We start from the raw sequence: 24,516 nt of genomic DNA on the forward strand, positions 1-24,516 counted from the left end.
ACTCAGAAGTCTCCGTACAGTGATTCGCGCAGCTGCTGGCGGAACGGTTCCAGCTTGTGCGAATGCGGATGGAAGCCGAGCCCGATCCAGCGATCGGTTTCGCGGCCGGCGCCGTCGATCTGCACTTCGTGGCGGAACATTTCCTGGGTGGTGATCAGGTTGTCGCTGACGCCAGTGATTTCCGTGATCGACACCAGCACGCGACGGCCGCTGCCCAGCCGCGAGATCTGCACGATGAAGTCGATGGCACTGGCGATCTGCCGGCGCAGGCTGTCTTCGCTGCCCTGGAAGCCTGCAAAGCCCGCCAGCATCTCGATGCGGTACAGGCAGTCGCGCGGTGAGTTGGCGTGGATGGTGGCCATCGATCCGTCATGGCCGGTGTTCATCGCCTGCAGCATTTCCAGCACTTCAGCGCCACGTACTTCGCCGACCACGATGCGGTCCGGGCGCATGCGCAGGCTGTTGCGCACCAGGTCGCGGATGCTCACGGCACCCTGGCCCTCGGCGCCGCCGATGCGGCTCTCCAGGCGCACTACGTGCGGATGGTTGAGCGAGAGCTCGGCGGTGTCTTCGACGGTGATCACCCGCTCGTTCGGTGGCACGTAGCTGGCCAGCGCGTTCAGCAGCGAGGTCTTGCCCGAGCTGGTGCCGCCGGAAACCAGGATATTGCAGCGGCCCAGCACCATCGCCTTCAGCAGCGCCTGCATCGGTGCGTCGAAGGTGCCCTTGGCCAACAGCTCGTCGGGGGTGAACGGGTCCTTGCGGAATTTGCGGATGGACACCATCGGCCCATCCACCGCCAGCGGCGAGATGATCGCGTTGAGGCGGCCGCCATTGGGCAGGCGCGCATCGACCATCGGGTTGGAATCATCCAGGCGGCGGCCAAGCGGGGCGAGGATGCGGCGCAGGATGCGCAGCAGGTGGGTGTCATCGGTGAAGCGCTGGGTGGCACGCTTGAGCTGGCCGCTCTGGGAAACATGCACGTCCTTGAAGCCATTGATCAGGATGTCTTCGATGGACGGGTCATGCAGCAGATCGTCCAGCGGGCCGAAGCCGGTCAGCTCCTTGACCAGGCCCTCGGCGACTACCTGCATTTCTTCTTCGTTGATCGGAATGCGCCATTCCTGGATGAAGCCCACGGTCTGCACCTGCACCCAGCGGGCGATGGTGTCCGGGGCCCAGGAATCGATGTCGATACGCTCGTCCTCGATGCTGTTGAGCAGGTGCTCATGCGCGGCCGACAGCACCTTCTGGTACTGCTCGGTCTGCGCGAACGGCGGGTGACCGGGGGCACTGTCAGGCAGCGCCGCGCGGGCAACGGCATGCGGGAACGGGGTTACCTTGTCTTCCATTGCGATCCACCCAGGGCAAGGGAGAGTCTTTCCCGCAGGCCGTGCGGCTGGACCGGGCAGGCCGCCGGATCCAGGCGTGACACGAGCGGGGCGAGGGCACGCAGATAGGGGTCCCGCGGCGCATCCTGCAACAGCAGGTGGCCCTGGCTGGCGGCCAGGCGCACGCGCGGGCGTTCGGGCAGGGTGGCCAGCAGCGGCACCTCGAAGCGGCGCGCGATCTGTTCTGGACTCATGCCGCTGCTGTCGTCGTGGCGGTTGATCACCAGTTGCAGTCGCTTCTCCCGCTCACGCTGGCCGGCGAGGTGTTTCAGCGCCTGGTCCAGCGAGACCAGTGTGGCGATCGAGGCGTCGGTGACCAGCCAGATCTCATCGGCCTGGTCCAGCAGCAACGGCGGCAGCTGCCGCAGCGGGCAGCCACCGGCATCGCACAGCACACTGGCAAACACCCCGCGCAGGCGCTGCAGCAGGGCGCCCGGGTCGGAAGGCGGCACCGCATCGCTGCCACTGGCGCGGTCCAGCAGCACCAGCCCGGAGTCGTGACGGGCCATGGCGGTGCGGGCGAGGGTGGCATCGATGCGGCTGGCGTTGCGCAGCGCGTCTTCGTAGTGGAAGCGGCTGTCGAGATTGAGGTACAGGGCGAGGTCACCGGAGGGCTGCGCCAGCTCCATCAGCAGGCCATCCTGCAACAACGCTTCACCCTGGGCCAATGCGCGTGTCTGCTGGGCCAGCACCGAAAGATGCGCGGCCAGGGTGCTGGTGCCGACCCCGGCGCGCACGCCCAGCAGCACGATCAGACGCGCCTTGTGCGCATGCTGGGTCACAGCGGCCGGCCGCGGTGACAAGGCGCGGCGCAGTGCTGCTTCGATGCCGGCGTTGTCGCTGTCCAGGTCCAGTACGTCGCGCAGGCCGGCGCGCAGTGCCAGTACCACGCCTTCGACCTGGCCGGCGCTGGTGGCACCGACTGCCACCAGTGGCAGCTCCGGCTGGGTCTGCTGCAACTGCTGCGCCAGCACACTGGAGGCGGCGGCATGCTCAGGCCGGAAGTCGAGCAGCACCAGGTTCTGCGGGCCGCGCTGGAGATCCTGTGCCGAGGTCGGCGCCGTGCTGTCCTGCCAGTGCAGGGTGGAGGTCGGCGGCAACTTGGCGGCCAGCCGCGGCAGCAGTTCGCGATCCATGCCGTACAGGACCAGATTCATCGGTGGTCCTTGCGGGTGCAGTGGTTGGGCGGTGGCGTAGGGCATGGGCGTGGTATCGCAGGCATCAGAGAGTCAGCGCGAGAAGCCGGGCACCGGATCACGGCTGATCGGTCCAAGCAGCCAGGAACCCCATTCGGGCAGGTGCGGCTTGGCCTCGCGTTCGCCGGGCAGCGGCAGTTCGGTATTGCGCGCCAGCGGCTGCACCAGGCGTGGGGTGACGATGATCACCAGCTCCTTGTCCTGGCGCTTGTAGTCGAAATTGCGGAAGAACGAGCCGATGATCGGCAGGTCACCCAGCAGCGGGATCTTGCTGACGTTGGAGACGATGTTGGAGCTGACCAGGCCACCGATGACGAAGCTCTCGCCGTCGCCCAGCTCGACGGTGGTGTCGGCGCGGCGGGTGGTGATCGAGGGAATCTGCACGTTGTTGAGCATGATCGAATTGCTGTAATCCAGATCGCTCGCCTCCGGGGCCACCTTCAGCGCGATGCGGTTGGCGGCCAGCACGGTCGGGGTCACGGTCAGGCCGATGCCGAACGGCTTGTAAGTGATGGTGGTGGTGCCCAGTCCCTGCGGCTCCAGGATCGGCAGTTCGCCACCGGCCAGGAAGCTGGCGCTCTGCCCGGACAGTGCGACCAGCGTCGGCTCGGCCAGTACGCGGGCCATGCCATTGCTCTGCAGCAGTTCAACGTCGGCGTTCCACAGGCCCTTGGTGGAGCCGAACACCAGCCGGAATGCAGAGGAGATCGGCGAGGTCGCCTCATTGCTGCTGTTGCCTTCCTTCATCCCCGGCAGCAGGCCGGTGTTGCCGGGCAGTGCGGTGCCAGGGCGGGCGAAGCCATAGGCAAAGCCACCGTTGCGATTCTGGAAATTGATGCCGATCTGCTTCATCGCGGTCTTGTTGAACTCGACCACCTTGACCTCGACCTGCACCACGCCGCCGCTGTTGATTGTGGAGGCATCGGCCAGTGCGCCGTCCTTGCCCAGCGCCATCGCCGCGGTGCGTTGCTCCTGCATGTGCGAGAGCACGCTGTCGGTGCTTCCCTGCAGCAGCCCCTGCTGGTCCTGCTGGGTGAACACCAGGTCGTTGCCGCCTGTGCTGGCGGCGCCCTGCACCGCGCTCTGCACCCGGACCTGGACCCGTTGTGGCTCGGCCTGCTTGCGATGCCACAGCAGCAGTGTGGTCGTGCCCGGCATCTTGCCCACCAGCAATGCCTGGCGCTGTCCGCGCAGCATCACGATGTCAGCCACGCCGGGGTCGGCAATGGCGACCCGTTCCAGGTCCGCCGGCAGGTTCCAGGGCCGCTGCTCACGTGCCTGCAGCACCAGATCGTCGGCGGCCACGCTCGTTGCCGGCGCCAGCAGCACCAGCAGCAGGGCCAGCCAGCGCTGGCGGGGGGAGGGGCGTGGACGGCGGCGAGGTTCAGTCATGGATGCGCTCGAGGCAGGTCAAAGGGAACCACGGGGGGCGGAGCTGTCACCACGGATGATCTCGATGCCCGATGCACGCGGTGCACTGCGGCGCGGCGCGGGTGCGCGGGCCGGCGCGTCCACCGTGCTGCGGATCGGTGCGCTGCCACGACCGGCCAGCCCATCGCCGTCGATGCCGGCGAAGGCATGGTTTTCCGGGCGCTGCAACGCCAGCTGCTGCTCGGCGTCCAGCCCGCGCAGCGGATCGATCACCCCCCGCGACTGCGGGAACAGTGCGAGATCCGGCAGGCCGGTATCGGCGGGATTGCGCAGTGCCAGGAACAGTTTGCCCTGCTGGGCGCCCAGCAGCAGCCGGTTGGCGTCGGCCACCGGTACGGCCAGCACGGCGCTGCGGGCAGGCTGTGGTGTCTCGTTGCCGCTGCCGTGGTTGCTGCTGCCACCGGTGATGTCGGCCGCGCGCGGGTCGTTGCGGGTGTCCGTGCCGGCCGCTGTCTCGGTGACCACCGGGGCGATATCCTGCTGGCCATAGCTGAGCACGCGCAGGCGCGACAGCAGCAGACGGGTCTGCGCGGCCTCGGCCGGACCGTTGACGTTGGGTTGGGTGTTGCGCAGGTTGAGGAACACATCGACGAAGTCACCCGGCAGGATGCGGTTGCCTGCACCGACCAGTTCATCCACGGGTACCGCCAGTGCGCGTTCGCCCGGCCGCAGCTGCAGCGAGAAACCCTGCGCCAGGGCGCTGCTGCTGATCGGGCTGCCTTCGGCGATATCCTGCACCGGTACCTTGCCCACCACGGCGGAGATGCTGGTGACCGCCCCTGCAACCGGGGCGGTGCGCTGGGCCAGGCGCAGGCCGTTGGCGCTGATCGGTTCTCCCGCTGGCAGGCGTGCCACGGCCTCCACCACCGTGATCGCCTGTGCCTCGTTGTGTGCGACCGGCGCAACCAGGGTGGGCGCTGCCGGCTTGCGCCCGATCATGAAGGCGACCAGGGCCAGCAACACGGCCAGGCCGATCAGGGCGACGGCAGCGATGCGGGTCAACTTGAGCATGGAACCATCTCCAAAGTGCCGATCATCAGGTGCCGCTGCCGAGGTCGAGCTGGGCGACCGCGATGCTGCGGATGGGAGCCTGCATCACCCACTTGTAGAGCGTGGCGGTGCCGGGCAGGAAGGGATAGCTGGCATAGTCATAGCTGACCGTCACGGTCATGCATTGGGCGGTGGCCAGGCCGGTGCAGGGCGCCTGTGCCGAGACCACGATGGCGTTGGTGCCGCCATTGCTGCAGTCCACGTTCTGCTTGGAAAACTGCAGCAGCCACTGCATCGAGGAGCGGGCGGCGACGCAGGCGGCGGTGCGCCGTTCGCCGGCGGTGCCGTAGCGCAGTGAAGCGCGGGCACCTTCTGCCGAGGCGGTGGCCAGGGTCTGCTGCGCGGCCATGATCATCACACCGGAGAAGGTGAACAGCAGCAGCGGCAGCAGGCCGAACATCAGCATCAGGGCGAACTCGATGCTGGCGACGCCGCGCTGCCTGCGCGGACCTCGATGGTTCATGGCACACCTCCGTAGACGCTTGCCAGTACCCAGCCAATGGCGGCCATGGCCAGGTAGGCGGCATAGGGAATGCCCCGCCGGCCCTGGCGGGCGGCCTGCATGTCACGCAGGGCCGGATGGGATTGCCACTGCAGGCTGGTGCGGTTGACCTGCATCTGCAGGTGGCCGGGCAGCAGCACGGTCAGTCGCCGGCCCGCCATTACCAGCAGGGCATGCAGGCCGGCGGCGAGGCTGGCTATCACCCAGACCGGCAGCAGGGCGGTCCAGCCCAGCATCAGACCCAGTACCGCGAAGAACTTCACATCACCAGCGCCCATCCAGCGCACGGCGTAGAACGGCAGCAGCGCCAGCAGACCGAGCGCCGCGCCCGCGACGTGGGGTATCCACGGCAGGCGCGGCGCACTGAACTGGCCGACGACGATCACGGCGGTGGCGATCACGCACGCGGCCACCAGCCAGGTGTTGGGTACCCGGCGGGCATACAGATCGCTGATCGCGATCCGCAGGCATACGCCGATGGCCAACAATCCCAGTAGTGTCATCGCACACTCCGTCGTCCGTCACTGGACGGTCATCGCCTGGTTCCATGCGCTCCGCGGTGGCGGCCCTGGCGGCCGCGCGCGGTCGCCGCTTAGGTCGTCGAGCCGGACGCCTTGGTGGCCAGTGCCGAGAGGTTCTTGAACAGCGTTTCGAAGAACCCCTTGATCTGGTCGTTGCCGACCGCGATCAGGATGCCGGCGATGACGGCAGCCAGCAGCCCGTATTCGAGCGCGGTGACACCGTCTTCTTCCTTCAGGAATTTGCGGATCGATGCGTTCATGACCAATGTCTCCCTCTACCTGTCTGCGGATGCAGTACACCTGCGTTGGGCGGTGGCCCGGCTCCGCCGGGATCGTCCGTGGGCCTCCGCGCGTCCTGGCGGAGGAGGCACGGCGGGTTGGACCCGCTGTGCTCAAGCAGGGTGATCGTCTCCCGTCGGGACGCCGGCCGCACGGCCGCGACCGCACGGCGCGGAGCCGTTGGTCGAAGCATCGGACGATACGTGCGTGGTCATGCTGTCCCCCTGGGTGCGGCCAATTCCAATGGCCGGATCACCGTGATATCGACTTTGCCTGAATGGCGGTTCGCTGCAACTGGAACCTATATGCAAATTCGGCAGAAACCTGTTGACCCTTAAATTTTCAGACTGATTCTGTGACGGCAATCCATTCCCAGGCAAAACGATTCACCGTCGTGTAGATAATGTGATTCCGGATTCGGGCGCATGCGAAAACCGTGCCATTCGCTCCGACATTTTCTTCACCTGTGTATCTATTTTCTTCATTTCGGCCCGTGGGTTTACCGCTGCGTATTATCGGGCATACTCGCGTTCAAGTAGTCGTATTTTCCGGGATGGCCGTATCGAGGCCGCTGCGCTCCATACGGCAACGCAAGAGGTTCGTGGATCGGTGCAGGCCCTGTCAGGCAGTGGGGGCCGCATCGCATGGTGGATCAACGGGGGACAACACTGTCATGGTCGATGGTGGGGTAGGAGACGGCGACGACGACGGCGGCCTGCGGTCGATTGACCTGGCGACGCTGAGCGGCGTGCTTCGTATATGTGATGTCGAACTACTGCTGCTTGATGGCAACGGGCCACGGGCGGCATTCGCCTCGCGCGTGCATGAAGAAGCCCTGTTCTGCAGCATCAGCTGTGGTTTCCATTGCCGTGGCCGCTTCATGCTGCCGCCGGACTGGGCGATGCTGGGTTATCTGCACGCCACCGATGAAACGTTGAGCTGGTGTCATGGGGTGCCGCTCACCCCGGGCATGGCATTGACCATCATGCCGGAGGGCATCAGTGAGTTCACCCTGAGCCCGGGTACACATATGACGTTGATGCTGGTGCCGGTTTCGCGGGTGCAGCGCAAGCTGACCGAACTGAGCCTGCGCAGCACGCCACCTGCGGGGCAGGCACTTTCGCTGTTCAACCTGGCCAGCGAAGCCACGCCACTGGCGCGCCATTACCAGCAGCTGCACCTGCAGCTGGGGCAGGGCGTGGGCCTGCAGCCGGAAGAAAGCGAGAACCTGCTGCACGAGCATGTGCAGGCGTTGCTGGGTGCAGGAGCGGCCGACCGCCCCGGTTGCAGCCGGGCGCGACGCACGCATTATCTGATCGCGCAGCGTGCGGAGAACTTCATGCGGCTCAACCTGCGCCGCAATATCTACATGAATGAGATCTGCGACGCCGCCGGCGTCAGTGAACGTGGCCTGCGCTATGCATTCGAGGATCTGTTTGGCACCTCGCCCAACCGTTACCTGTCGATGCTGCGCCTGTGCGCGGCCTGCCGCAGCCTTTCGATGGCCGATTCCAGCCGTCGCTCCGTGAAGGCCATCGCCCTTAGCTGTGGCCTGTGGGACCTTTCGCGTTTCGCCGACAATTACCGGAAGGTATTCGGCGAACTGCCGCGCGACACCCTGATGCGTGCCCCGGCACAGATCGGCCAGCCGGCCTGAATCAAGCGCCATAAGGGTTTTCCGGTTGTTTATGCCGGAATTGCGTATCCGCTTGCCGATAGCGTTGCCGCTTCTGCATAACCGGCTGCCGATTCCGGCCGTGGATTTGCCGGAATGCGCGATTGCCGTGCCGGATTGAAGTGCGCAGGCACCGTTGCAACCGCTGAAATGTCAGTCACCTGCCTAACGGCAAGTCCACTGACATTCCAGTTGTTCGCCTACGGGGGAAATGCTCATGAACCGCATCTACCGGCGTGTATGGAACCGCCAGCTCAATGCTCTGGTTGTGGCCTCGGAACTGGCCACCGGCGATAGCGGCGGCAGCGCCGCGCGCGATCCGCGCGCTTTCCTGTTGATGCCCACCACGCTGGCCCTGGCACTGCTGTGCGCGCTGGCCAGTGGCCACGCAGGGGCATCTGAAACCAATCAATCGCTGCGTGACCTGCAGGCGCTGGCCGCCAAGTACGCGCAGCCGATGCCGGTCAAGGTCGATGCCGAAGTGGCATTGGCGGCCGCGGCACGCCAAGCGCAGAGCAGCCCGGCGATCAGTGCCGATGCGCGTGTCGGTCTGCAGCTGAGCACCGCATCGCTGCCGGTGGCGCGCGATGTGTTGCCGGCCAGCGTACAGGTGAAGCTGGCGGCGAACACCGCACCGAAGCAGGTGGCTGTGCCGGCGCTGGCTGCGGAGGTTCGCGCCAATGTTGGTCTGGGTCACGCGGCCACGCCGACTGCACAGGTTGATGCGTCGCTGGCCGCGCACGTCGCGCCGGGTGCACAGGCGCCGCTGGGCGTAGTCGCCGATGCGCGGGCCGCGGCCAAGGTCGGTGCCGCCGGTAGCCCGCTGGCTTCGGTCGATGCCGGTGCCAAGGCAGCCGCCGGGATTGGCCGTGCCTCTGCCGGTTCGCTCTCCGGCCTGAGGGCCACGGCCGAGGGCAGCGCCGATGCGCAGCTGGCGGTGGCCGGCCATTCGATCGGCGGCCAGGGCCAGGCCAGGGCAACGGCGGCGGTTACGCTGCCGGCCAAGGAAGAATTGCCGGGTGAGACCCATGATCGTGCCATCAGTGCGGCCTTCGACACCGGCGTCGCCGGAAACGTGCGGGTGCAGGGGCCGGATGGCCAGGAGGTGATCGCCGATCGCAACCTGAAACTGGCGGGCCAGGCCAACCTTGCCGCGCAGAGCAGTGCGCTGGGCGTCGGTGGGCTGGTGAATGGAGCCGTGGGTGCTGTTGGTGGCGCACTGAACGGCGCTGCCGGCACGGTTGGCGCAGTGGGTAGCGCAGTCGGTGGCACGCTCAATAACACGGTCGGCGCGGTGGGTGGCGCTCTGAACGGCGCTGCCGGCACCGTTGGCGCAGTGGGTAGCGCAGTCGGTGGCACGCTCAACAACACGGTCGGCGCGGTGGGTGGTGCTCTGAACGGCACTGTCGGCACGGTTGGCGCTGTGGGTAGCGCAGTCGGTGGCACGCTCAACAACACGGTTGGCGCGGTGGGTGGTGCGCTGAACGGCACTGTCGGCACGGTCGGTACCGTGGGCAGCGCAGTCGGTGGCACGCTCAACAACACGGTTGGTGCGGTGGGTGGTGCGCTGAACGGCGCTGCCGGCACGGTTGGCGCAGTGGGTAGCGCAGTCGGTGGCACGCTCAATAACACGGTCGGCGCGGTGGGTGGTGCTCTGAACGGCACTGTCGGCACGGTTGGCGCTGTGGGTAGCGCGGTCGGTGGCACGCTCAACAACACAGTCGGCGCGGTGGGTGGTGCTCTGAACGGCACCGTGGGTACGGTGGGCGGCGCAGTCGGTGGCACGCTCAACAACACGGTTGGTGCGGTGGGTGGTGTGCTGAACGGCACCGTGGGTACGGTGGGCGGCGCAGTCGGTGGCACGCTCAACAACACGGTTGGCGCGGTGGGTGGTGCGCTGAACGGCACCGTCGGCACGGTCGGCGGCGCAGTCGGTGGCACGCTCAACAACACGGTCGGCGCGGTGGGTGGTGCGCTGAACGGTACCGCCGGCACGGTCGGCGGTGCAGTCGGTGGCGTGCTCAACAACACGGTCGGTGCGGTGGGCGGTGCTCTGAACGGTACTGTCGGCGCGGTCGGCGGTGCGGTGGGTGGTGCCTTGAACGGCGCGGTCGGTACCGTCGGTGGTGCGGTCGGTACTGCGGGTAGCGCAGTCGGCGGCACGCTCAACAACACGGTCGGCGCAGTCGGTGGCGCTGTGAACGGCACTGTCGGCACGGTCGGCGCCGTGGGTAGCGCAGTCGGTGGCACGCTCAACAACACCGTCGGTACGGTCGGCAATACCGTCGGCGGCGTGCTCAACGGCACCACGGCGACCGGCCTGGGGGGGCTGCTCGGCAATACGCTGGGCAATGTCGGCAACGCCGTCGGCAACCTGCTCAATGGCAATCTCAACGGCGCCGTCGGCAATCTCGGCAGCGCGGTGGGTGGCCTGGTCGGAGGCACGCTCAGCGGCCTTGGCCTGACCAAGCCCTCGGCGATCCCGCCGACCAGCCCGAAGGCACCGGCGGCGGCTGATCCGAATGCAGGCCTGATCATCGGCACCGGCGGCCTGGTCGGCAATGTCGGCCAGCTGATCGGGCCGACCACCACCAGCCTGTTCGGTGGCAACGGCTACCTGAGCAACGGCAACCTCAAGCTCAGCAACGCCAACGTGATGCAGACCTACTCGACGGTCAACGTGCTGGGCCTGCCGGTGGTCAACCTGTCACCGGTCGGCAGCACCCTCAACGGCCTCGGCGGCGCCGCCACCGGCGGCAGCTCGCATCTCACGTTGATCGGTGGCGTCACCTCCGACAGCTACATCTACAACATCAACAACGGCAACCCGGGCGGCCTGCTGGGCCTGCTGCTGCCGAAGGATTCGCCGGCATGGGCGGCCAAGTGCCTGGACATTGCCCTGGCTGACATCTCCTGCTGGGCGGTCAATGCAGCGCAGGACTACCAGGTGCTGATGGGTGACGGTGCCTTCGCCAACGGTTCGAAGGAAGTGGTGATCGGTGCCAACGCGCGGCATGAGCTGCCGAAGGTCGATGCCAATGTCGCCTTCCCTGGCGATGGCGTGAACGATCCCAGCAACCCGACCGGTGTGCCGACCGCCGACTATGCCGCGCGCATGGGGCATTCGGTGGTGGTCGGCGACAGCGCCGTCGGTACCGCCAACGGTCAGACGCTGCTGGGTGCCGAATCCACCTCCAACCAGGCCAACTCGGTTGCTCTCGGCTACCGCTCGGCCGCACTGCGCGGCGCACAGGCCAGCTACAGCGCCTACGGCCTCACCGCGCCGCAGGTTTCCGCAGGCGAAGTGTCAGTGGGCACGGCCGGTGGCGGCGAGCGCCAGATCACCAATGTTGCTGCCGGCAGCGTCAACACCGATGCGGTCAACGTGGCGCAGTTGAAAGGCGCCATCAGCCTGATCAACGGTGTGGCCGATGCAGCGGTGACCTACGATCTGGATGGTGCGGGCAATCCGAACTATCGGCGGGTCACTCTCGGCGCCGGCACCGGCACCACCACCATCGGCAACCTGGCCGGAGGCGCGATCAGCGCCGGCAGCCTGGAAGCGGTCAACGGTGGCCAGCTGGCGACCACCAACAGTGCCATCGCCAGCTTCTTCGGTGGTCGCGCGGCCTTCGATCCGATCAGCGGCGCCTTCACTGCGCCGCTGTTCGAGATCAGCACCATCTCCACCGGCGGTGCCATCGCCAAGGGCCTGTACACCAATGCCACCGACGCGTTCGCGGCGGTTGATGGCTCGCTGGTCAACCTCAACACGCAGATCACCGACATCCGCAATGGTGGCACCAAGTACCTGCGGGTGAACTCGACCGGAGTCGAAGCGGTGGCCAGTGGCACCGATTCGATCGCGGTCGGCACCAACGCACAGGCCACGGCAGCCAACAGCATCGCGGTGGGTGCCGGCAGTGTGGCCAACCGTGCCAACAGCGTGTCCATCGGCGCGGCCGGTGCGGAGCGCCAGGTCACCAACTTGGCAGCCGGTACCGCCACCACCGATGCGGTCAACGTGGGCCAGTTGCAGGCCACTGCGGCCGGTGCACTGCGCTACGACCTCAATGGCGATGGCAGCGTCAACTATGCCAGTGCCACGCTGGGCCAGAGCGGCACTGCCACCACGCTGCGCAACCTCGGCCCGGGTCAGGTCAGCGCCACCAGCAGTGAAGCCATCAACGGCGCCCAGCTGTTCGCCGCCAACCAGGCCGTGGCCACCCACCTCGGTGGCGGCGCCGCGGTCAACGCCAGCGGCGTGCTGACTGCGCCGACCTATTCGATCAACAACGTCGCCGCCAACGGCACGATCACCAAGGGCAGCTACAACGACGTCGGCACCGCCTTCGACGCGGTCAGCAACTCGCTGGCCAACGTGGCCGACCAGACCGGCGAGATCGACAAGCTGGCAGTGAAGTACGACGTCGATGGCGCTGGCAACGTGATCAACAGTGTCTCGCTGAAGGGCACCGGCACCGGCGCGGTGAAGGTGACCAACGTGGCCGCGGGCAGCATCCTGGCTGGCAGCAGCGATGCCATCACCGGCGACCAGCTGTTCAGCACCCACAGCACCATCGCCAGCTACTTCGGTGGCGATACTGCCTACAACGGCGCCACCAACGTGTGGACCGCGCCGAAGTTCAGCATCTCCACCATCGCCACCGATGGCACCTTCACCACGGGCGACTACAACAATGTCACTGCCGCCTTCACTGCGGTGGATGGCTCGCTGAAGGTCCTCAACCAGCGCATCAGCAACGGCGGGGGCAGTCCCTACCTGGCGGTGAACTCGACCGCGACTGCGGCCACTGCCACGGGTGCCGAAGCGGTGGCGGTGGGTCCGCAGGCCAGCGCGGCCGGCGCCAACAGCGTGGCGGTGGGCAACGGGGCCAGCAGCAGCGCCGGCAACAGCGTGGCACTGGGCGCAGGGTCGGTGGCCAGCGTCGGGGCGCAGAGCGGCTACACCGGCGCCTATGGGCAGACCGGTGCCAGCAACTCCGCCGGTGAGGTGTCGGTGGGCAGCACTGGCAGCGAGCGCAAGATCACCCACGTCGCCGATGGCTCTGACGACCACGATGCAACCAATGTCGGCCAGCTGAAGAACGGCGTGAACTACGCCATCGATCAGTCCAAGTCCTACACCGACCAGAAGATCCAGAACATCACCAACGTGGCCGGCAGCTTCCGCGCCAACAACACCAACAACCTGGCTGATCCGTCCGCCAGCGGTGCCAACTCGGCAGCGGGTGGCGCAGGTTCCACTGCGGCCGGAGCCAATTCGACCGCACTGGGCAATGGGTCGCAGGCACAGGCCGACAACTCGGTGGCGCTGGGTGCGGGCTCGGTGGCGAACCGGGCCAACACGGTCTCGGTCGGTGCCAGCGGTGCAGAACGCCAGGTCGTCAATGTGGCCGACGGCTCGCAGGCGACCGATGCGGTCAACGTGCGCCAGCTGCAGGCCTCGCAGCAGGGCACGATCCGCTACGACACCACCACCAACGGGGCCACCAACTACAACAGTGTCACCCTGGGCAGCACCAGCAGCGGCCCGACCACCGTGCGCAACGTCGCTGCCGGTACCGCAGGCACCGACGCGGTCAACGTCGACCAGTTGAAGTCGGGCATGGCGCAGACCCTGGACTGGTCCAAGGCCTACACCGATGAGCGCATGGGCGGGTTCGAGCGCGACCTGCGCAAGACCGACAACCGCGCCTCGGCCGGTATTGCTTCGGCGATGGCCACCGCGGCACTGCCGCAACCGAGTGAAGCAGGTCGCAGCATGGCCTCGATCGCGGCCGGCAGCTACAACGGCGAGTCGGGTGTGGCGCTCGGCATCTCGGGTGTCTCCGAGGGAGGCCGCTGGATCTACAAGTTCAGTGGTTCCACCAACAGCCGTGGCGAGGCCGGCGTGGCTGTCGGTGCCGGCATCCAGTGGTGATCCCCGCCGCCGGGCCGCAGGCGCGGCCCGGCATCGCGGAAACGTCTACAGGGGGAATGACATGAAACAGCATCGCATCGCCCGCACCGGCCAGGTGGCCGCCCTGCTGGGTCTGGTCCTGGGGATGGGCCTGCTGGCGGCCTGCCGCAGCCATGCACCGGCCGCCGAGGGTCCCGCCGAAGCCACCGCCGTGCACTTCCCCGAGGCATCCAAGGCCTCGTTGAAGGAAGGCATCTATCCCGACGTCGCCGATCTGCGCCGCTTCGCACCGGGCATGACCAAGCGCCAGCTGTACACGTTGTTGGGTACGCCGCATTTCAACGAAGGCATGTGGGGCGTGCGCGAGTGGAACTACCTGTTCAACTTCCGCACCGCGCAGGGCGCGGAGTACTTCACCTGCCAGTTCCAGGTGCGTTTCGACAACAAAGGCGTTGCCCAGGGCGGCTACTGGAAGCCGGAGTCGTGCGCGGCGGTGCTTGAGCCGCCGCGGCCACCGGCACCGCCGGCACCGGCGCCGCTGCCCGAGCAGGCGCTGCGCCTGTCGGCCGACGCGCTGTTCGGCTTCGACAGTGCGGTGCTCAGCGCCGAGGGCCAGCACGCGGTACAGGGGATCCTGGCGCAGGTGCGCGAAGCCGCGCAGGTGCAGTCGATCCGGGTCACCGGCTATACCGACCGCATCGGCAGTGCCAGCTACAACCAGACCCTGTCGCAGCGTCGCGCCGAGGCCGTGCGTGGCGCGCTGGTGCAGGGCGGGGTGCCGGCAGCCAGCATCAGCGCCGAAGGGCGCGGTGCCGCCGACCCGATCGTGCAATGCGAGCAGCGCAACCGCCGGGAGCTGATCGCCTGCCTGGCGCCGAACCGCCGCGTGCAGATCGCAGGGGTTGCGCAGCCACGCTGAAGTTTTCACGCCGGGCGGATGCCCCGGTATCCCGAGTCCCCCCTGACCGTCGGCAGGACGTGGCAACGTCTCCCCCGTCTTCCACGCCTGCCGGCGGTTCAGGTTCTCATACGGTGCACGCGATGAATGCCCAATTCCTGCCTCTCTCGATGAAGACGGAAACCACCCTCAGCGTGTACGGCCAGCTCGGCAACCATGCCGTGGTGCGCATTCCCGGCCGGCGTCTGCCGGGCCTGATCCTGCAGGCCGATACCGTGGCCGGCTTCCTGGCCCAGCTGCAGGAAGCGCAGGCCTGCCTGCGCAGCGGCAGGGCGCAACGCACCGATGCCGAGCTGGACATGTTGATCGACGTCCTGCAGCAGTGGTACGCACTGATCGAATCACGCCTGGCCGACGCCGGCGAGGCGCTGTAGAAGAAAAAGGGGACGGAGGGGATTAAGTCGTTTCCGGCACAGCCGGGGCATGAACGACCTGATCCCCTCCGTCCCCTTTCCGTATCAGGCGTGGGCGCGTACCAGCCAGCAGGCGGCATCCACGCGGACACGGTCGCCTTCGATGAATGGTGCGAACGCAGCCAGTGCCGTGGACAGCAATCGTTCGGCGCGTGCCTCCGGCATGGAACGCAGCGCCTGTCCCAATGGGCCCAGTTGGCCGACATAGATCGGCAGGTCTTCGCGGGCGATCGAGCACGGCAGGTCCACTGCAACCACCTCCACCTGCCTCCAACCGCTGGCCTGCAGCAGGTGCCGCACCCGTTCGCCATCGGCGAATGCAAACTGACCCGGGGCACCCGGTATCCGCGGCGGCAGCTCCAGCTCATCACCGACGGCGCGCTCGGCGGTGGTCATGAAGGGGTTCTCGTTGGCACCGCGCCAGGCGACGAAACGTAGGCCGGCGCCGGGACGGGCCGCGCGGTGCAGATTGGCGAAGGCGACCCGGGTATCGTCGAAGAACATCACGCCCAGCCGCGACTGGATCCAGTCGAAGTGTGCAGCGGGCGGCAGATGCCGTTGGGCATCGGCAACGATGAAGTCTGCGTCCAGTCCCGCGGCATCGGCACGCTGGCGGGCCAGCGCCAGCATCGGTGCGGAGATATCCAGGCCGGTGTACCGCGCGGACGGGCGCGCAGTGGCTGCGGCCAGCAGGCTGGCGCCGGTACCGCAGCCGACATCCAGCAGATGGCGGAGGGTTTGCGGCAGCTCGACGGCCAGCAGGTCGGCCATCGGCTGGAACAGGCCATCCAGGATGGTCTGCTGACTGACCCAGGTCTGGCCGCCGGGGCCATTCCAGAGGGCATTCTGGTCAACGGGGGAAATGCTGGTCATGGCCTTGCCTTGCGGGGAAGTTGCCCATAGCTTGGTGCTTGAAGGCGACTTGAGGTCAAGCCCATGCGTGAACTGGATATTGGCGAAGTGGTGAAGCGCAGCGGCGTGCCCGCCTCGACCCTGCGTTACTACGAGCAGCTGGGCTTGGTGCAGGTTCTGGGCCGTCGCGGCCTGCGCCGGCAGTATGATGAGCAGGTGCTGGAGCGCCTGGCCCTGATCGGCCTGGGTCAAGCGGCGGGACTGTCGTTGCAGCAGATCGGCGTCTCGTTGCCGCAGCAGGATTGCCTCACCCTGGATCGGGACGCCTTGCTGGCGCAGGCCGAGGTGCTGCAGCAGCAGATCACCCAGCTGCAGCGGGTACGTCGCCACCTTCAGCGCGCCGCCGCGTGCCCGCAGGCTGAGGATGCGCGGAAGTGCGGTTCGTTCCGGAAGCTGTTGCGCGCGCAGCAGCGCATGGGTGGGTGAGAGAAGAGCATCCACGCATGGCGTGGATCTACTGCGCCACGACCTCGGAAGATCCACGCCATGCGTGGATGAATCAATCGCGGGTACTGACTTCCCAGGTGGCATGCAGCACGCCCGGCGCGTGTTCCATCCGGGCCAGCACCACATCTGCGCCACGATCTCGGTAGATCCACGCCATGCGTGGATGAATCAATCGCGGGTACTGACTTCCCAGGTGGCGTGCAGCACGCCCGGCACGTGCTCCATCCGGGCCAGCACCACATCCAGCTCATCGGCGCTCACGGCGGTGCTGACCAGTACGGCGATCACATCGGTGGGCGCGTCGGCGTGCTCGACCACCTGCACGTCGCCGACCGGGTACTGCGCCGCCTCCAGCGCATCGACCAGCCGTTCGCGTACCCGCGGCACCGCTTCGGCATCCACGCTCAGGCGCACTTCGTAGGTTGCTTCCGAGGCGGCTTCGTTGATCGGGATACGGTTGATTGCATTGACCAGCGGACGCAGCAGGGTGTTGCCGGCGATGATCAGCACGGTCAGCAGCACGCCCTCGGCCAGCATGTCGGCACCGGTGCAGCTGCCGACCGCCGCCGAGCACCACAGGGTGGCGGCGGTGTTCAGGCCGCGCACGTTCATGCCTTCCTTCATGATCACGCCGGCGCCGAGGAAGCCGACACCGGACACCACGTAGGAGATCACCCGCACCGCCTCGGCACTGCCGGCGATGCGCATGCCGAGGTCGACGAAGGCAGCCGCGCCCACCGCCACCAGCACGTTGGTGCGCAGGCCGGCGGTGCGTTGCCGGTACTGGCGCTCGGCGCCGATCATTGTGCCCAGCACGAAGGCGGCCAGCAGGCTGACCACGGTGTCGGCGAAGGGACCGGCCTGGAAGGTTTCAATGAAGCGCATGGCCGGAGTCTAACCCGGCCACGTGACGGTAGAACCACGCCACGCGTGGAGATCCGGAGGTGCCATAAACGACTTAATCCCCTCCGTCCCCTTTTTGGGGGTCAATCGGTGTCTTCGACACGTTCGCCCATCAGTTCGCGCTGGCGCTTGTCCAGTTCCTCGGCGTAGCGCTTGCGTACGAAAGTCTCGGAGACCACGCCCAGCACCTGGCCGTCGGCAGCCACCACCGCAAGCTCGTCCGCCTGGGCCTGGTCGAAGCGCTGCATCACGCTGACCACGTCCGCTGCCGGCAACAGTGAGATGTCACGGTTCTCGGCCAGTTCGCCGATCGCGGTATCAGGCTTCACGCCATCACCGTACACGCGCGGAATCTGCACGATGCCGGCGTAGTGGCCCTCGCCGTTGATCAGCACCACGCGGCTGCCCGAGCCCAGCGGGAAACGCTGGCGGAAGGCATCGGCATCGAGGTCGGAAGGGGCGGTGGCCACGCCCTTGCGCATCAGCCGGCCAGCGTTGAGGTTCTGCACCCAGCCCACGTCGCGGGCACTCTTGATGGTCTCGCCGCGCAGGTGCATGCGCCAGGTCGAGAACGAATAGCCGAACCATTGCCGCACCAGCGTACTGGATACCAGTACCGCGCTCATCACCACGCTTGTCAGCAGGAAGTCGTGAGTGCCTTCCAGCACCAGCATGGCCATGGTCATCGGCGCGCCCACCACGGCGGCGGCCAGCGCGGCCATGCCGGCCAGGGCGGCCGAGGTGGCGTCGATCACCGGGACGCCGGTCGCCATCGCCAGCAGGCCGGCGAACAGCGCGCCGACCAGGGTGCCCATGAACAACGAGGCGAAGAACAGGCCGCCGCGGAAGCCGAATCCCAGTGAGATGCCCGAGGCCAGGCACTTCAAGGTCAGCAGGCCGCCGATCCAGATCAGCGGCAGGTGCGTGGTCAGGTCCAGATGCAGCGCGCCGTGGCCGGAGGACAATACCTGCGGGCTGGCCAGTGCCAACGGAATCAACAGCAGGCCGCCCACCACCGGCCGGCCCCACAGCGGCAGCGGGCTGCGCTTGACGGTGCCTTCGATCGAGGCGATCAGCCGCATCACGGCAATGCCGACCATCGCACAGCAGCAACCCAACAGGCCGTAGATGGCGTAGTCGGCAGCGCGCACGTCGATGGTCGAGGCAGCTGGCAGCAGGTAGGCCTCGATACCGGCCTGGTCGGCGACGAACGCACCGGCCAGTGCGGCCACCGCTACCGGTGCCAGCGCGGCAGGCGTGTAGGCGCCGATGACGATTTCGAAGGCGTAGAACGCGCCGGCCAGCGGTGCACCAAAGGCGGCGGCGATGGCGCCGGCGGCACCGGCGCCGACCAGGATGCGCACGTCGTTGCGGCGCAGGCGCATCACCCGGCCCAACTGCGAGCCACTGCCGGCGCCCATCTGGGTATACGAAGCCTCCAGCCCGACCGAAGCGCCGCAGCCGTTGGACAGCAGGGTCTGGGTGAGCACGATCAGGTTGTCGCGCATCGACATGCGGCCGCCATGCAGGGCATTGGCTTCCACTGCGTCGAGCAGGGGGCGCTTGAGCCGGGTGGCGGCCAGGCTGACCAGCCCAACCAGCAGGCCGCCCAGCGGCAGCACCAGCAACGCGGTCCAGGTCAGTGCGGGCAGCGAACTCAGGCGCATGCCTTCGTCCAACCCGTATACGGCGCCCTGCAGCCAGCGCGCGATGCCGGACTGCAGCAACGTCAGGTAGCCGGCGATCAGGCCGACCAGCAACGCCAGCGCGATGAACCACAGGTCGCTGCCGCGCAGGCGCAGGCGCAGGCCCTGGAAGGCCAGATGCAGGCGCGATGGCGAAACGGGCGATGACATGGTGGCGGCATGATACGCCGCCATCGTGATCGCCACCGTCACTGCATCGGGCGGCTACGGCCTCAGAAGCGGTAGCGGCCCTGCACGTAGAAGGTGCGCGGCGCGGCGACCATGCGGCCGGCGTTGCCGTCGACATTGCGGGTGTACCAGCGTTTGTCGGCCAGGTTGTTCACGCCCAGCGCGATCTCGCTGTCGCCCAGACCCGGCACCTGCCAGGCTACCTGCGCGTTCCAAAGGCGCACGCCGGGTACGCGGCCCACGCGCGCATCGGCGCTCTCGTCCCAGGTGTTGGCAGCATCGGAGAATTGCCCGCTCTGGTGGGTGCTGGACACGTTGAAGGTCCAGCCGGCCAGGGCGTAACGGGCGCCGACACTGTCGGTGTCGCGTGAGTAGAACGGCACGTCCAGGCCGCGGTTGTCACCGGACTGCTGTATCGCCTTGGTCCAGGTGTAGTTGGCGTACAGCTCCAGCCCAGCCAGTGCGCTGCCCTCGGCGAATTGGTATTCCAGCGCGCTTTCCACACCCTTGTGATCGGTGGCACCGATGTTCTGGAAGGTCGGCGGGGTGATGCCCGGCACCTGCAGGATCTGGTTGTCGAAACGCATCTTGAACACGGTCACTTCCGCGCGCAGTGCGCCATCCTGCCAACGTGCGCCCAGCTCGGTGGTCTTTGCCACTTCCGGGTTCAGCGGATTGCTGGCGCTCTGCGAATTCAGTTGGATGTTCTGCACCGGACCGAACGAGGTGGTGTAGTTGCCGAACAAGGTCAGCTGCGGCGTCAGCAGGTAGGCGATGTTGAGCGAGGGCAGGGCCTTGTCGTTGCGGCTGCTGAAGGTCGCCGTGCCACCGGCCTGGCGGCGGTCCATGTCGATCCATTCCATGCGCACGCCCGGGGTGATCCGCCACTGCCCGATCGCGATGCGGTCGTCGATGTAGAACGCATGCGCGTTGGTGGCGTTGTCGAAACGGGTGGTGGCACTGGCTGCACCGGTGCGGCGGGTAACGGTAAAGCTGCGATCGTTGCCGCGCTCGCGCAGGAAGCGGTAGCCAGCCGTGATGTCGTGCACGCTGGCACCCCAGTGCAGACGCTGGGTGTAGCGCGGCTCGATGCCGAGCACGCGGTAGTCGCGCGGCTGTACGGTCAGCTGGGTGTTGGCGGCGTTGATCAGCGAGCTGGCACGGTTGCTCTCGTTGTAATAGGCAAGCACTTCGAACTCGCTGTTGGCCGACAGCGTGTTGGTATAGCCGAGGTCGATGCCGGTGCGATGGCCTTTCCAGAAATCGGTGGGCCGGGTGTTCTGGAACGGATCGGCCTCGTATTGCGCGCGGGTCAGGCCGCCCGGGGTCAACGAGCGCACATCGTAGTAGGACAGCTTGGCGCGCAGCTCCTGCTGTGCGTCGATGGCATAGGCGAACTTCAGGGCGAGATCGTTGAAGCGATCATCGCTGCCCTGGCGCCAGCCGCGGCCATCCTGGCCGGAGTAGAGCAGGGCGGCGCCCAGTCCGTTGTCACCGGTGCCGCCGATGAAAGCGTTGTACTGGGTGCTGTCACCGCCGCCATGGTCATAGGCGCTGTAGCGCACGCCGGCTTCGCCGTGCAGGCCGGCCTCAGTGGGAATGGCGCGGGTGCTGAAGTTGATGATGCCACCCACGTTCTGCGGCCCGTAGCGGACCGCGCCGCCTCCGCGCACCACGTCGATCGACTCGATGTTGGACAGGCTGGTCGGCGCGAACGACAGCTGCGGCTGGCCATACGGCGCCACCGCCAGCGGCACGCCGTCCAGCAGCACGGTCGAGCGCGGCGAGTAGCGACCGGTCAGGCCGCGCACGCCAATGTTCAGCGACACCGAGCTGCCAGCGGTGCCGGAGTTGTCGGTGACCTGCACGCCAGGGATGCGGCGCATGGCATCGCCGATGCTGGCCGCGCCACTGGCCTCGATGCGCTGGCGATCGACCACGGTGCGGGCGCCGGCAAAGCTCTTGACGCTGTCATGCAGGCCGGTGCCCAGCCAGCTGCCGGAGACCTGGATGCTGTCCAGCGTAGTGGCACTGTCCTGGGCAAAGGCACTGGCGGCCGGGAGCAGGCACAGGGCGAGGGCGGCGGCCAGCGGCAGGCGGGCCGGTTGCGGGGCGTGGATGGACATCAGTGCAGGTCGTGGAAGGTCGTAAATGAGAATTATTGCTGATTCCATTCGCCAATGGAATGCGTCTCCGGTTCATGCCGCTGGCCCGGTGGTAGAGTGGTTGATTGCTTACTGACCCGCTGAGATCCGCAATGTCCCAAGCTGCCTTCTACCCCGTCGGAACCCCTGGCCAGCCGTGGGGGGCGGTGGAACGGGAGGCGTGGCGTGGCCGCCAGCAGCGCCTGCGTCGCTATGACGAGGAGGTGCTGCCGCGCATCCAGGCACTGGCCCCGCGCTTCGACACGGTGGCCTATGGCCAGCTCGAGTATGCCGGCGAGACCTACACCCTGTTTGCCCTGCGCAGCCGCGACTGGAACCCGGCACTGCCGGCCGCGCTGGTCACCGGCGGTGTGCACGGCTATGAAACCAGCGGTGTGATGGGCGCGCTGGAATTCCTGGAACAGCACGCCGCCGACTATGCCGGCAAGGCCAACCTGCTGGTGGTGCCGTGCGTGAATCCGTGGGGCTTCGAACGCATCAACCGCTGGAACTACGATGCGATCGACCCGAACCGCAATTTCCGCATCGATGGCCCGGCGCGTGAATCGACCGCCGTCATCGAACTGATCGCGCCGTACCAGGGCCAGTTCGTGCTGCACATCGATCTGCACGAAACCACCGACAGCGACGAGAGCGAGTTCCGCCCGGCGCTCGCCGCGCGCGATGGCAAGCCGTTCGAGCCGGGGCTGATTCCCGATGGCTTCTATCTGGTGGACGACAGCGAGAAACCGCAGCCGGCGTTCCAGCAGGCGGTGATCGCGGCGGTGGAGAAGGTCACCCACATCGCTCCGGCCGACGACACGGGCGAAATCATCGGTTCGCCGGTGGTGGCGCATGGCGTGATCGAGTACCCACTGGTGAAGCTGGGCCTGTGCGCAGGCATCACCGGGGCGAAATACACCACCACCACCGAGGTCTATCCGGACAGCCCGCGGGCCACGCCGCAGCAGTGCAATGATGCGCAGGTGGCGGCGGTGTGCTCGGCGCTGGATTACGCACTCGCCCATCGCTGATCGGTAGTGCCGGCCGCTGGCCGGCAACGATGGAAGGGGACGGAGGGGATTAATTCGTTTGTGACCCGACAGTGCCGAAAACGACTTAATCCCCTCCGTCCCCTTTTTCGTGTCACCCCAGCGCGTCGGCCCACCACAGAGCGGCCGGTCCCGGTGGCGTGTCGCGTCGCCACAGCAGGTCGCTGTGGATGCGCCGTGGCCAACCCGGCAGCATCAGTTCCACCAGCCGCCCGCGGTCGTAGCGCTGCACCAGCGCCCGAGGCAGCTCGGCCCAGCCGATGCCGTCCTCGGCCATCTCCATCACCATCAGGTAATCGGTGGCGGTCCAGGCCAGACCAGTGACCAACCGGGCGTGGTCGACCTCGGCGCTCAAGCGCACCTGCCGGTGCCGCGCCAGCTGCGCGGCAGCACGGCGGCCGGCGCTGGCCAGTGGGTGCTCGCGTGCCACGTACACCGATAGTTCGCTGTGGTGGGCCAACGGCTGCACGGCCAGGTCGTCCGGATAGCCATCCTGGCGGGGCAGCAGGCCCAACGCTGCGCGGCCGCTGCCGACCAGCTCCAGCACGTCCTCGCCTTCGGCATCCAGCCACTCCAGTTCGATCTCCGGAAACGCCTCGGCGAAGCGCTGCAATATCCGTTGCTGCGGATCCAACTGGTAGACATCGGAGAACACCACGGTGAGGCGTGGCTCGACCGGCGCGGCCAGGCGTACGCTCAGCAGCTGCAGACGCGCATCGGCAGCGAGAATCTCCTGCGCGTGGCCCAGTACCTGGCGGCCGGCCTCGGTCAGCTGCGGGTAGCGTCCGCTGCGGTCGAACAGGCTCACGCCCAGGTCGGCCTCAAGATGGGCGATGGCGGTACTGACCGTGGACTGGGTCTTGCGCAGGCGGCGTGCCGCGGCCGAGAACGAGCCCAGTGCGGCGGCTTCAACAAAGGCCTGCAGGGATTCGGGGGAGTAGGGCATCGATCTATCGCTCCTGTCGATGGAATCCATTTTGATTCGACCGTAAAAAGCGATGATACTGCCCGCCTTCGCCCCTGTCTGCGGGGCGTTCCGGATCATCCACGCACAGCGTGGATCTACTGATGACGGGGCGCGGTCCCCGTCCTGCAAGGAGCTTCACATGTCCCGTACTGTTCCCGCCCGCGGCGCGCTGGTCGCCTGGGCCTGCCTGACCGTGGCGATCGTCGCCGAGGTGGTCGGCACTTCGTTCATGGCCCATGCCGCCCGTGACGGCGGCTGGACCGGCTACCTGATCATGGCCGGTGCGCTGGCGCTGTCCTATTACTTCCTGGCCCTGTCGGTGCGCCGCATCGCTGTCGGTGTGGCCTACGCGGTGTGGGAAGGCCTCGGCCTGACCCTGCTGACGGTGGTGGGCATCAGCGTGTTTGGCGAGAGCCTGTCATTGCAGCAGCTGGCCGGCCTGGTGCTGGCGGTGGTCGGCATCGTCTGTGTCACCCTCGGGGAGGCGCACTGATGAATACCCTGGCACTGTTTTTCGTGATCTGCTCGGCCCTCATCGACGTTGCCGCCAACATGATGGTGGCCAAGTCGGAAGGCTTCCGTCGCTGGCGCTGGGGCGTTGGCGCGATCGTCATGGTCTGGATCGCCTTTGCCCTGCTGGGCCAGGCGGTGCGCTACATGGACCTGGCCACTGCGTATGCAATGTGGGGTGCGATCGGCGTGATCGGTACCGCCACCTGCGGTCGCCTGCTGTTCGGCAACCGCCTGCGCCCGATCGGTTGGGTCGGCATCGCACTGGTCACTGTCGCGGTGCTGCTGCTCAGTACCGCGAAGTAACGCGTCGCTGTGCCAACCAAGGTTGGCACCTGCCAGCGCGTGAGCCGCCGCAAGCAAACGCC

The 24,516-nt window shown here is 67.2% G+C and carries 20 protein-coding genes; 8 read left to right on the forward strand and 12 right to left on the reverse strand.

From position 1 onward, the window contains the following. Positions 1–2: 2 nt before the first annotated feature. The 7 genes from ABH900_RS00375 to ABH900_RS00405 all read right to left on the reverse strand — a co-directional run bounded on the left by ABH900_RS00375 (position 3) and on the right by ABH900_RS00405 (position 6,351). A complete protein-coding gene (locus ABH900_RS00375) occupies positions 3–1,352 on the reverse strand; it encodes a CpaF family protein (protein ID WP_429620196.1) in 1,350 nt (449 codons plus the stop codon). Beyond that, a complete protein-coding gene (locus ABH900_RS00380; RefSeq protein WP_429620198.1) occupies positions 1,337–2,593 on the reverse strand; it encodes an AAA family ATPase in 1,257 nt (418 codons plus the stop codon). The genes ABH900_RS00375 and ABH900_RS00380 overlap by 16 nt, the downstream gene beginning before the upstream one ends. A 27-nt stretch (positions 2,594–2,620) precedes the next feature. Beyond that, positions 2,621–3,979 carry a type II and III secretion system protein family protein gene (locus tag ABH900_RS00385; RefSeq protein WP_429620200.1) on the reverse strand — a complete coding sequence of 453 codons (1,359 nt, stop codon included), beginning with the start codon at positions 3,977–3,979 and terminating at the stop codon, positions 2,621–2,623. Positions 3,980–3,997: 18 nt separating this feature from the next. Beyond that, entirely contained in the window at positions 3,998–5,029 is a 1,032-nt protein-coding gene (gene cpaB, locus ABH900_RS00390; protein ID WP_429620202.1) for a Flp pilus assembly protein CpaB, read from the reverse strand. A gap of 25 nt (positions 5,030–5,054) precedes the next feature. Further along, positions 5,055–5,531 (reverse strand): TadE/TadG family type IV pilus assembly protein, encoded by a 477-nt coding sequence (locus ABH900_RS00395; RefSeq protein WP_429620204.1) that lies wholly within the window; start codon positions 5,529–5,531, stop codon positions 5,055–5,057. Then, positions 5,528–6,073: an A24 family peptidase gene (locus ABH900_RS00400; protein ID WP_429620206.1), complete on the reverse strand. Its 546-nt coding sequence runs from the start codon at positions 6,071–6,073 to the stop codon at positions 5,528–5,530. The genes ABH900_RS00395 and ABH900_RS00400 overlap by 4 nt, the downstream gene beginning before the upstream one ends. Before the next feature lie 89 nt (positions 6,074–6,162). Next, positions 6,163–6,351, reverse strand: coding sequence for a Flp family type IVb pilin (locus tag ABH900_RS00405; RefSeq protein ID WP_014037517.1), 189 nt, complete (start codon positions 6,349–6,351; stop codon positions 6,163–6,165). A gap of 692 nt (positions 6,352–7,043) precedes the next feature. Here ABH900_RS00405 and ABH900_RS00410 point away from each other — a divergent pair. The 4 genes from ABH900_RS00410 to ABH900_RS00425 all read left to right on the forward strand — a co-directional run bounded on the left by ABH900_RS00410 (position 7,044) and on the right by ABH900_RS00425 (position 15,300). After that, positions 7,044–8,027 carry a helix-turn-helix domain-containing protein gene (locus ABH900_RS00410; protein ID WP_429620208.1) on the forward strand — a complete coding sequence of 328 codons (984 nt, stop codon included), beginning with the start codon at positions 7,044–7,046 and terminating at the stop codon, positions 8,025–8,027. A 235-nt stretch (positions 8,028–8,262) separates the two neighbouring features. Beyond that, a complete protein-coding gene (locus ABH900_RS00415) occupies positions 8,263–13,989 on the forward strand; it encodes an ESPR-type extended signal peptide-containing protein (protein ID WP_429620209.1) in 5,727 nt (1,908 codons plus the stop codon). A gap of 61 nt (positions 13,990–14,050) precedes the next feature. Then, positions 14,051–14,887, forward strand: a complete 837-nt coding sequence (locus ABH900_RS00420) for an OmpA family protein (protein ID WP_429620211.1) — start codon at positions 14,051–14,053, stop codon at positions 14,885–14,887. Positions 14,888–15,009: 122 nt separating this feature from the next. Then, positions 15,010–15,300 (forward strand): DUF6959 family protein, encoded by a 291-nt coding sequence (locus tag ABH900_RS00425; RefSeq protein WP_019659952.1) that lies wholly within the window; start codon positions 15,010–15,012, stop codon positions 15,298–15,300. Positions 15,301–15,384: 84 nt separating this feature from the next. Here ABH900_RS00425 and ABH900_RS00430 read toward each other — a convergent pair whose 3' ends face one another. Continuing rightward, positions 15,385–16,212, reverse strand: a complete 828-nt coding sequence (locus ABH900_RS00430) for a class I SAM-dependent methyltransferase (protein ID WP_429620214.1) — start codon at positions 16,210–16,212, stop codon at positions 15,385–15,387. Between the two features lie 63 nt (positions 16,213–16,275). Here ABH900_RS00430 and ABH900_RS00435 point away from each other — a divergent pair, with 63 nt between their 5' ends. Further along, positions 16,276–16,677 (forward strand): MerR family transcriptional regulator, encoded by a 402-nt coding sequence (locus tag ABH900_RS00435; protein ID WP_429620216.1) that lies wholly within the window; start codon positions 16,276–16,278, stop codon positions 16,675–16,677. A 189-nt stretch (positions 16,678–16,866) separates the two neighbouring features. On the opposite strand, the gene ABH900_RS00440 is transcribed toward ABH900_RS00435, so the two are convergent. The 3 genes from ABH900_RS00440 to ABH900_RS00450 all read right to left on the reverse strand — a co-directional run bounded on the left by ABH900_RS00440 (position 16,867) and on the right by ABH900_RS00450 (position 21,601). After that, positions 16,867–17,583, reverse strand: a complete 717-nt coding sequence (locus ABH900_RS00440; RefSeq protein WP_429620218.1) for an MgtC/SapB family protein — start codon at positions 17,581–17,583, stop codon at positions 16,867–16,869. A gap of 101 nt (positions 17,584–17,684) precedes the next feature. Next, positions 17,685–19,457 carry a chloride channel protein gene (locus ABH900_RS00445; protein ID WP_429620221.1) on the reverse strand — a complete coding sequence of 591 codons (1,773 nt, stop codon included), beginning with the start codon at positions 19,455–19,457 and terminating at the stop codon, positions 17,685–17,687. Positions 19,458–19,519: 62 nt separating this feature from the next. Further along, a complete protein-coding gene (locus ABH900_RS00450) occupies positions 19,520–21,601 on the reverse strand; it encodes a TonB-dependent receptor family protein (protein ID WP_429620223.1) in 2,082 nt (693 codons plus the stop codon). A gap of 131 nt (positions 21,602–21,732) precedes the next feature. Between ABH900_RS00450 and ABH900_RS00455 the strand changes: the two genes are divergently transcribed. Continuing rightward, positions 21,733–22,653, forward strand: a complete 921-nt coding sequence (locus ABH900_RS00455; protein ID WP_429620225.1) for a M14 family metallopeptidase — start codon at positions 21,733–21,735, stop codon at positions 22,651–22,653. Positions 22,654–22,765: 112 nt separating this feature from the next. Here ABH900_RS00455 and ABH900_RS00460 read toward each other — a convergent pair whose 3' ends face one another. After that, on the reverse strand, positions 22,766–23,617 hold the full coding sequence (locus tag ABH900_RS00460) for a LysR family transcriptional regulator (RefSeq protein ID WP_429620227.1): 852 nt from the start codon (positions 23,615–23,617) through the stop codon (positions 22,766–22,768). Positions 23,618–23,777: 160 nt separating this feature from the next. On the opposite strand from ABH900_RS00460, the gene ABH900_RS00465 reads away from it, so the two are divergent. Together ABH900_RS00465 and ABH900_RS00470 are read left to right on the forward strand one after the other, a co-directional pair. Continuing rightward, the gene (locus tag ABH900_RS00465) at positions 23,778–24,131 is read left to right on the forward strand and encodes an SMR family transporter (protein WP_429620229.1); all 354 of its coding nucleotides are present in this window, start codon (positions 23,778–23,780) and stop codon (positions 24,129–24,131) included. Beyond that, positions 24,131–24,454: a DMT family transporter gene (locus tag ABH900_RS00470; RefSeq protein WP_005409978.1), complete on the forward strand. Its 324-nt coding sequence runs from the start codon at positions 24,131–24,133 to the stop codon at positions 24,452–24,454. Before ABH900_RS00465 ends, ABH900_RS00470 begins: the two co-directional genes overlap by 1 nt. Positions 24,455–24,516: the final 62 nt, after the last annotated feature.

It is taken from the genome of Stenotrophomonas sp. AN71 (assembly GCF_050435725.1).
GTDB lineage: Bacteria > Pseudomonadota > Gammaproteobacteria > Xanthomonadales > Xanthomonadaceae > Stenotrophomonas.

What these genes read in the sequence shown, in the direction of transcription:
- ABH900_RS00415 (WP_429620209.1), top strand. Translation starts at nt 8,263, where the DNA reads ATGAACCGCATCTACCGGCGTGTATGGAACCGCCAGCTCAATGCTCTG.
- ABH900_RS00460 (WP_429620227.1), bottom strand. Translation starts at nt 23,617, where the DNA reads ATGCCCTACTCCCCCGAATCCCTGCAGGCCTTTGTTGAAGCCGCCGCA.
- ABH900_RS00445 (WP_429620221.1), bottom strand. Translation starts at nt 19,457, where the DNA reads ATGTCATCGCCCGTTTCGCCATCGCGCCTGCATCTGGCCTTCCAGGGC.
- ABH900_RS00395 (WP_429620204.1), bottom strand. Translation starts at nt 5,531, where the DNA reads ATGAACCATCGAGGTCCGCGCAGGCAGCGCGGCGTCGCCAGCATCGAG.
- ABH900_RS00440 (WP_429620218.1), bottom strand. Translation starts at nt 17,583, where the DNA reads ATGCGCTTCATTGAAACCTTCCAGGCCGGTCCCTTCGCCGACACCGTG.
- ABH900_RS00410 (WP_429620208.1), top strand. Translation starts at nt 7,044, where the DNA reads ATGGTCGATGGTGGGGTAGGAGACGGCGACGACGACGGCGGCCTGCGG.
- ABH900_RS00465 (WP_429620229.1), top strand. Translation starts at nt 23,778, where the DNA reads ATGTCCCGTACTGTTCCCGCCCGCGGCGCGCTGGTCGCCTGGGCCTGC.
- ABH900_RS00425 (WP_019659952.1), top strand. Translation starts at nt 15,010, where the DNA reads ATGAATGCCCAATTCCTGCCTCTCTCGATGAAGACGGAAACCACCCTC.
- ABH900_RS00435 (WP_429620216.1), top strand. Translation starts at nt 16,276, where the DNA reads ATGCGTGAACTGGATATTGGCGAAGTGGTGAAGCGCAGCGGCGTGCCC.
- ABH900_RS00430 (WP_429620214.1), bottom strand. Translation starts at nt 16,212, where the DNA reads ATGACCAGCATTTCCCCCGTTGACCAGAATGCCCTCTGGAATGGCCCC.
- ABH900_RS00385 (WP_429620200.1), bottom strand. Translation starts at nt 3,979, where the DNA reads ATGACTGAACCTCGCCGCCGTCCACGCCCCTCCCCCCGCCAGCGCTGG.
- ABH900_RS00375 (WP_429620196.1), bottom strand. Translation starts at nt 1,352, where the DNA reads ATGGAAGACAAGGTAACCCCGTTCCCGCATGCCGTTGCCCGCGCGGCG.
- ABH900_RS00470 (WP_005409978.1), top strand. Translation starts at nt 24,131, where the DNA reads ATGAATACCCTGGCACTGTTTTTCGTGATCTGCTCGGCCCTCATCGAC.
- ABH900_RS00450 (WP_429620223.1), bottom strand. Translation starts at nt 21,601, where the DNA reads ATGTCCATCCACGCCCCGCAACCGGCCCGCCTGCCGCTGGCCGCCGCC.
- ABH900_RS00420 (WP_429620211.1), top strand. Translation starts at nt 14,051, where the DNA reads ATGAAACAGCATCGCATCGCCCGCACCGGCCAGGTGGCCGCCCTGCTG.
- ABH900_RS00455 (WP_429620225.1), top strand. Translation starts at nt 21,733, where the DNA reads ATGTCCCAAGCTGCCTTCTACCCCGTCGGAACCCCTGGCCAGCCGTGG.
- ABH900_RS00405 (WP_014037517.1), bottom strand. Translation starts at nt 6,351, where the DNA reads ATGAACGCATCGATCCGCAAATTCCTGAAGGAAGAAGACGGTGTCACC.
- cpaB (WP_429620202.1), bottom strand. Translation starts at nt 5,029, where the DNA reads ATGCTCAAGTTGACCCGCATCGCTGCCGTCGCCCTGATCGGCCTGGCC.
- ABH900_RS00400 (WP_429620206.1), bottom strand. Translation starts at nt 6,073, where the DNA reads ATGACACTACTGGGATTGTTGGCCATCGGCGTATGCCTGCGGATCGCG.
- ABH900_RS00380 (WP_429620198.1), bottom strand. Translation starts at nt 2,593, where the DNA reads ATGCCCTACGCCACCGCCCAACCACTGCACCCGCAAGGACCACCGATG.